The organism is Loigolactobacillus rennini DSM 20253, assembly GCF_001436505.1.
Classification (GTDB): Bacteria; Bacillota; Bacilli; order Lactobacillales; family Lactobacillaceae; genus Loigolactobacillus; species Loigolactobacillus rennini.
This window is the reverse complement of the sequence record NZ_AYYI01000070.1, coordinates 2128-9084: the sequence shown is the minus strand read 5'-3', so window position 1 is coordinate 9084 and position 6957 is coordinate 2128. Positions and strand designations below refer to the sequence as shown.

Sequence of the window (6957 nt, the reverse complement as noted above, 5' to 3'; positions counted from 1 at the left end):
AATTGCTTTTGCAAAAACAGCCGATAGATTTCGTGCTGGGCTAGCTTAAGGCCACTCCAATTGTGGAAATGTAGAATAAAATTAGCATTAATGGTGTTTTTATTGTACGTTGCATAATTAAAAATGCTGCCATCAGTTCCAGCGTTTTCCTGATACTCATTAGCAATTTCCGGCGTGCTCGTATCGCCCAGAAATTTTAAGCCAGGGATGGCTTCGCTCGGGTCCACCTCATCTTGATCACCTACCTTTATTTTTAACCACGACATTGATTGCACCTCCTACGTCAAAGCTTGATAATCAGCTAGAATTTGGTCAGCCGCTTGTTGTTTGTACTGTTGCTGTTTGTCTGGGTTATTATTTTTAATCGCATTAAGTTGGGCGTCACTAACACCTAGTAAGCGGCCAAACATAGCTAATAGCGTATCAAATTTGCGATTGAGCTCTGCGTAACCGTCTGTAGACGTGCTGTTAGTGGCACTGATTGGTGCACGCAACTGATTAGGCCGCTTATTACTATTCTGCCGATTAATTTGTTGCGAAGCCAATGCTAATAGCTTCATCGCGTCTGATTGTTTACTGGGATCAGTTGGAATCACAAATTCTGGGAATTTGCCTTCGGCCAAATTGTACATGCCTGGCGTCTTAATAAAACCACCGCTAGCATAGCCGTGGCCATGGCCAAGAAACGATAAAGCCGCACCATAACGTACTTTAGCATAATGCAACGCGGACAACAGGTTATCATATCCATTCCAGATATCACCGTGGCCTTTAAAAGCATAAGCTTTAAATGTTCCTGGCTTAGTTTGCATTAATCCCATGGCTCGACCATCGGCCAAGCCATCGGTGCCACCCATTGCTTTAGGATTACCACCAGATTCGGTGTTGATTTGGCTTAAGATTTTATTGACCATCGCAGCGCTAGTACTCAGCTTATTAGCCCGCAAAGCTTTTTTAACTAATTTTTTCCAACGCTGGACCCCAGCGCCACCGGGGTTACCGTGCTTACCGCCAGCATCGCCATCAGCTTCGGCTTTTTTAAGCCATTGCGCAAATTTATTTTTAACTGCTGTTTTTAACTTTTTAAACAAACCGTCCATTAAAGCTTTGGGTAGCGATCCTTCGACAAAATCAAAATTGACGCCAAATGCCTTAAGCACATGGTCTAGTAATTTACCAGGATGGCCGACAAAATCCATCACATCGTCCACTTTGCCCTTTAACCATTTTGTACCTTTACCAACGGCGCTCTTAGTTTTGTCCCACAATGTGCCTTTAGCAAATCGTGGTAAATCAGTTAGCGCATTAAAAGTTTGCTGGCCATTAAATACTCGCGATCCCTTAGGCAAATACGCGGTTGTATCTTGATCTGGCGTCATAGTCATCTTACCGTTCGGGTAGCGGATGATTTCGTTGCGAAAACCGTGAGGGCCATTGCCTCTGCCTTTATCGCCAACCGTCGCAAACGTATCCTGATTAATTTTGCCGTTAGTAATAACGTTACGGGTTTCGGTTGTTTCGGTGCCAGTAGATAATTTAATCTTGCCCAGTTTTTTCATCCCGAGCTTGCCGCCGACCCAGTTAACCCCATCGATTAGCTTGTTAAGGCCTTGCTTCACGGCTGTTACCATGCCGGTAAAAAAGCCTTTGATTTTATCAACGATGCCTTTAATCCCGTCGCGCATATTTCGCAAAACTTTAAGCACGTTGTCTTTCATGCTACTGGCTAGTCCACCGACTTTTTTCTTAACTGACGTCCAAATATTAATAACAGTATTTTTAACTGCCTTAAAGATGTTAGCTACGCCAGATTTTAAGGCGTTAAATTTATTTCTAACGCCATTCCAGAGGCCTTGAGCAAGCTTAACGACGGAATTTTTTATGCCTGTCCAGACTCTGACAGCAAAAGCTTTAACGTTGTTAAAGATAGCGACAACACCATTTTTTAAACTATTAAAATGATTCTTAACGCCATTCCACAAGTTTTGTGCTAGCCTAACAACAGTATTTTTAATGCTTGTCCAGACCCCAACGGCAAAAGCTTTTATGCTGTTAAAAATGTTAACAGCGCTATTTTTTAAATTATTAAAGTGATTCTTAACGCCATTCCAGAGAGCCTGTGCTTTATTAACCACGGCGTTTTTAATCGCATTCCAAATATTTACCGCACTATTTTTTAAATTATTAAAAATATTCACGGTGCCTTGCCACAGTTTTTTAAACCAGCCGATTAATGTGGTGTACATACCTTTAATAAATGCAACAATCTGGCCAACAAAGCTAGCTTTAACTATACCTTTAACGATATTGATGGCACCACTAAATATTTGCTTAACACCATCCCACATTGATTCAAAATTCCTGCCGAATAAACCAGCAAATACTTTAACAATGCCTAGAATTACATCAGTAGCGCCAGTAACGATATTCCCAATTCCATCGAATGTGCTTTTAAACATGGCCTTAAGCCCAGGCATGATTGCTTTTATTATCGCGGATAGCCCTGATATAATCTTACCGATACGACCAAAAACACGTGTGAAACCGCTTAGTAGATCTGGCAAAATAGTACCAGCAGAATCTTTTATTTTCCCCCATACTTCGCCAAATATTTCCGCGATCTTACCCATAACGGGTTTAATTACATTATTCCAAACAGCGCTAAGTGTGTCCTTAACTGCGTTAAACGCATTATTAACAATATTTCTAAAAGTTTCTGATTTTTTATAAGCAATTACAAAAGCGGTACCTAGGCCAATGATTGCAGCTACTGTTAATCCAATCGGACTAGTGATTGCGCCAATAACACCAGCAAGTTTGGGAAAAGCCGAGGCTAGGCCACCGATTAAGCCGCCGGCATCTTTGATTGCAAAACCAACTTTACCAATTAAACCAATAAAATTGCCAAACACACCAAACATGCCACCAATGGTTCCAGCTAATTTACCAAATATCGTTAGCAGTGGGCCGATTGCAACCAGCACAATACCAGACCACTTAGCAACTTCACCAATAGTTTGCTGAGTGGAAGAATCCAGGCCTTTCCACCAGTCAACTAGTTCTTTGATTTTATTAACCATTATATTGATTCCGGAACTTAAACTTTCACCAGCGCTCTGAGCCCATTGCTGTACACTGTCTGAGCTCAATAGATCTTCGAGCTCTTTTAGCGAGCTTTTAGCTTGTTGAAATGATCCCTGCAAAAAGCCCTGGCCGATTTGTCCAATATAAGCTTTGGTATTTTGCACCATGCCTTCCCAAGAATTGGCATACGATGACGCCATGCCACCTGCAAAGTCATCCATCACTTCTAAGAAATCCTCAGATTGAACTTTTCCATCTGAAACCATATCTCGGAATTTTTCCATGGAAACGCCATAATGTTTGGCCATTGCTTGTGAGAAACCAGGCATACCATCTTCAATCGAATTCAATTCCTCGGTCATTAATTTTCCTTGACCTTGGACTCGGTTAAAAATTGTAGCCATTTCGTTGACAGGCCGATTAGCACCAGCAGCAGCGTCGCCAACTAATTGAATATACTTTTTTAAATCTTTACCTTGCTTAACCCCTGCAGCTAGGGCACCAGCAGCAATATCGGTTCCTTCTCCAAGGGTAGTCATGCCGCCTTTAACCGCATCTGTTACCTGGTCAGTGATACTTTTAACCTCTTTACCTGAGTATCCCAGGCCTTCCAACTTGGCTTTAGCAGTGTCTAACCCTTTTAAACGGTCAAATCCCATTTTGGCAGTGATACCAGCCATCGCAGTGGCAGCAATCCCAGCAGGTTTTGTGATGTGGCTGGTCAGTGAGCTACCGACTGATTGGGCTTTTGTGCCTACCGCCTTAAAACCATTGCCGATAGAATTAAATCCGCGGCTTAGCATTCCTGAGACCGAATAATTTTCCCGATATTCTGCAGTCACCCGGCTTAATTGGTCCCGATACATATTTAAGGTATCAGTTTCACGATTTATCTCGTTAGCATAGTTTAAAGCCGCACGAGATCCTGCACCCTGCTCAGCCGACACCTCGGCATGACGCTTTTTAAGCTGGTCCAAGTTTTTCGTGCTGCCATTAACTGCAGTTTTCAGTTCACTCATGCGGGCTTTATAGGAGGCGGCCGATTTTTCGCCAAATTTAAAGTTATTATTTGACACTTTCATGCTAGTGTTTAAGGCGCGAAATTCTCGCTTAATTGCAGATAATTTCTTGCCAATTCCCATGTCATTTAAACTGAGATCAATCTGCAACCCTTTAATCCGTTCTGCCACTGGCCATCACCTCCTAGCTGCTAAAGGCTGCAATCATGCTTTCTTCGTGCTTAACGTTTGGTTTTTCGTTTTCTTCGATTAATTCCATAAAAAATGAGAAAGGCATATCAAGAATCTCGTTGATGTCTTTCCCACCGTCCTTCATCATGGTTAACATGACTTTTTTTAGGATACTTTTATATTCAGACCAAGAATGAACATTTAGATCATCTTGGCCAGTTCTTTTTTTCGTTCGTCATCCATTTGTCCTTGCGCAATAAATTCAATTTGCTGCGTCAATTCTTCGACGGCGTCCGGCGCGTGCAGACGGTCTAGCAAGTCATCTTTAGTAAATTGGTGGTCGTAAATATCCACCACCATATCCAACATTTGGTCCATACTATCCCGCGAAGATTCCTTACCGCTTGAACTACCGTCCATCAAGTCTGCCGCATCATAGATTTTTCGGAATGGAATCTGAGTTGGCGTAATAAAGGTGTCGTACTGTGCTTTCCCTTCTTTGGTCAATTTAGCCTTACCTTTATCATCAATTTTGATTAATTTAATAAAATTGCGTTTTGTCATTATTTATTCCTCCATTTTCTTATTCGGCTGCTTTATTGACAGTAAAGTCAACGCTGGAATCATCAGTAAAAGTAACTGTTGCACCAGTAACCACACTGTTTTTATCTAAATTGATAACGCCTGCTTTGATTGATTTACCATCAGCACCATTTTTACCAGCTGGTCCAGTCTCGCCTGCGGGGCCCTGTGCGCCAGTGTCACCCTTATCACCTTTGGCTCCGTCTTTGCCGGCCGGTCCCATTTCACCCACGGGGCCTTGCGGACCTGTTTCGCCCTGCTCACCCTTGGCGCCATCCTTGCCTGCTGGCCCAGTTTCTCCAATAGGACCTTGTTCACCGGTATCGCCCTTTGGCCCTTTAGCAGCTGTTTTGGCCAATTCCGCAACGTCCGCAACTAAGCTGTTATGATCCTCGGCTTTAATTTCATCTTCTGCATTTACTTTTTTGGCTGTTATTTCCATAATTTATCACCTTTCTTATTTGTATTTAATCTGGTCAGTATATAAGGCGCCACCATTGTAAGTGGCAGTAGCATCAGGTTTATCAGTGTCGCCATCTTCAGTTTCAAAAATAGCTTTGCGAATTGCATCGCGCATCGTAGTTGTCCCTTTTGGATCGTGTCCCATTAACATTGATTTTTCTTCGCTAAAGCCGGCAACTGGCGCTTGCATGAATTTTCCTTTGGAAGAATCCGAACTAAATTCAACGCTATCTTCTTTAGTTTTCCCTTCAATTTCGGAAAAGGTAAAGATCCCTTTCGGCAGACCTACGTATTCACGTGATCCATCCTCCATCGTTTTAGCAAACATTACCGCCACATACGGTGGCGTATCATTGCCTACAGCTACCAGGCCATCCTCAGAAGTTTCTAGCCCAAATAATGCTATTCGGTCTTCAAGCGGCAGTTTATGAAAACCAGCCTCAACCTCAATCGTTCCGTTAGCAACTGCAATTTCAGCAACCTGATCGTCCCCATGGGCTTCTTCCAGTTCTTGTTCTTTTGACACCGAAATTTCTTGTAAATACCGAATCCGTTCCGGATCCTTTATTTCTTTAACATCTTCTCCCTGTACCTGATAGTAAAATTCAGTCAAGCCAGTAAAAGAGTGATAGTTCTTTGCCATTTTATTCCACTCCTAACTTGTAATATTTTTTGCCAGCGAAGCGCTTTGCTTGGTGGTACAGCTTAAAATCTTTAATGTACTCTGGCTTAATACTGGACGTTTCGCCAAAGCCCAGTTGTTCCCACATCGCTCGCTGGATTAAAAAAATGAGCTTGTCACTAACGACACGCCCATTCACATCATTTTTTTGTTTTACAAACACATCAATCTGATAAAGATACTCATAGGTCAAATTATCATTATCGGCAAAATCCGCCGGTATCGGCGTCGCCAACGAATCAATTACAACTACATTCCCGTTGATCTCATCAGCATTCGGATAGTCAAAAAAACGAATATCTTCGCGCTTAACTAAAGCCATAACTGCTTCATTGTTTAACAATGCCTGATAGATTTTTTTCATCATATCTTCCATGGCTATAACTTCCTCAACTCATCTTTGACAGTAGCAAAATAAACATTTCGACCTTGGCGCATGGCATTTTCAATCACGCCTTTCCCAGCGGTATTGACCCACTTTCCGGCTTTGTCGAAATGACCGTATTCGTTTAAATGGATAATCCGCCAACGCTCAGTCGAATCTTGCCAATGGATTTTAACCTCACGCAAACCATTTACCGTTACTGGCTTGGAAACGGCAGTAGCTCGCGCTGATTTACCGGTATCAGCAAACGACTGCATGTTCTGCCGGATTATATCAGCAACCTTTTCACCGCCTTTAATTAAGGCTTGATCCACAACACGCTGCATTTGACTTTTGCCAAAGCGCTTAGCTAGTATTTTTTCTAAATCCCTTTCGCCACGCAGCTTGACTCTCATTGCTGTTCACCTACCACTTTCACATAGCCAGGTGTTTTCGCAACTGCTACATTTTTAATATTAAAATGCATGCCACTATAAAGGCCATTCTGAATTACGAATACCTGTTTAACCGTAGGCATGTACTGTGGATTCGCATTTCTAATGTTTAAAGTCACGGACACTTTATCCGTCCCC

The 6957-nt window shown here is 42.4% G+C and carries 8 protein-coding genes and 1 pseudogene; all 9 read right to left on the bottom strand.

Translation table 11 applies throughout. From position 1 onward, the window contains the following. Positions 1 to 266: phage tail family protein (locus FC24_RS08590; protein ID WP_235807361.1), on the bottom strand; the 266-nt coding region annotated here is incomplete at its 3' end. A 12-nt stretch (positions 267 to 278) separates the two neighbouring features. Continuing rightward, entirely contained in the window at positions 279 to 4274 is a 3996-nt protein-coding gene (locus FC24_RS08585) for a tape measure protein (RefSeq protein WP_057874481.1), read from the bottom strand. Between the two features lie 13 nt (positions 4275 to 4287). After that, positions 4288 to 4419, bottom strand: a complete 132-nt coding sequence (gpGT, locus tag FC24_RS11955) for a phage tail assembly chaperone GT (protein ID WP_420805257.1) — start codon at positions 4417 to 4419, stop codon at positions 4288 to 4290. 56 nt (positions 4420 to 4475) lie between these two features. Then, positions 4476 to 4838: a phage tail assembly chaperone G gene (gpG, locus tag FC24_RS08580; RefSeq protein WP_057874480.1), complete on the bottom strand. Its 363-nt coding sequence runs from the start codon at positions 4836 to 4838 to the stop codon at positions 4476 to 4478. 19 nt (positions 4839 to 4857) lie between these two features. Next, the gene (locus FC24_RS08575; protein ID WP_057874479.1) at positions 4858 to 5298 is read right to left on the bottom strand and encodes a collagen-like protein; all 441 of its coding nucleotides are present in this window, start codon (positions 5296 to 5298) and stop codon (positions 4858 to 4860) included. 15 nt (positions 5299 to 5313) lie between these two features. Then, on the bottom strand, positions 5314 to 5961 hold the full coding sequence (locus tag FC24_RS08570; protein ID WP_057874478.1) for a major tail protein: 648 nt from the start codon (positions 5959 to 5961) through the stop codon (positions 5314 to 5316). Between the two features lies 1 nt (position 5962). After that, positions 5963 to 6376: a hypothetical protein gene (locus tag FC24_RS08565; protein ID WP_057874477.1), complete on the bottom strand. Its 414-nt coding sequence runs from the start codon at positions 6374 to 6376 to the stop codon at positions 5963 to 5965. 2 nt (positions 6377 to 6378) lie between these two features. Then, positions 6379 to 6780, bottom strand: coding sequence for a hypothetical protein (locus FC24_RS08560; RefSeq protein ID WP_057874476.1), 402 nt, complete (start codon positions 6778 to 6780; stop codon positions 6379 to 6381). Then, positions 6777 to 6957, bottom strand: a pseudogene (locus FC24_RS11790) (hypothetical protein); the annotation flags it as partial. The pseudogene FC24_RS11790 and the gene FC24_RS08560, both read right to left, overlap by 4 nt.

Coding starts and splice junctions, on each gene's coding strand:
- FC24_RS08565 (WP_057874477.1), bottom strand. CDS start 6,376: ATGGAAGATATGATGAAAAAAATCTATCAGGCATTGTTAAACAATGAA.
- FC24_RS08570 (WP_057874478.1), bottom strand. CDS start 5,961: ATGGCAAAGAACTATCACTCTTTTACTGGCTTGACTGAATTTTACTAT.
- FC24_RS08575 (WP_057874479.1), bottom strand. CDS start 5,298: ATGGAAATAACAGCCAAAAAAGTAAATGCAGAAGATGAAATTAAAGCC.
- gpG (WP_057874480.1), bottom strand. CDS start 4,838: ATGACAAAACGCAATTTTATTAAATTAATCAAAATTGATGATAAAGGT.
- FC24_RS08560 (WP_057874476.1), bottom strand. CDS start 6,780: ATGAGAGTCAAGCTGCGTGGCGAAAGGGATTTAGAAAAAATACTAGCT.
- gpGT (WP_420805257.1), bottom strand. CDS start 4,419: ATGAAGGACGGTGGGAAAGACATCAACGAGATTCTTGATATGCCTTTC.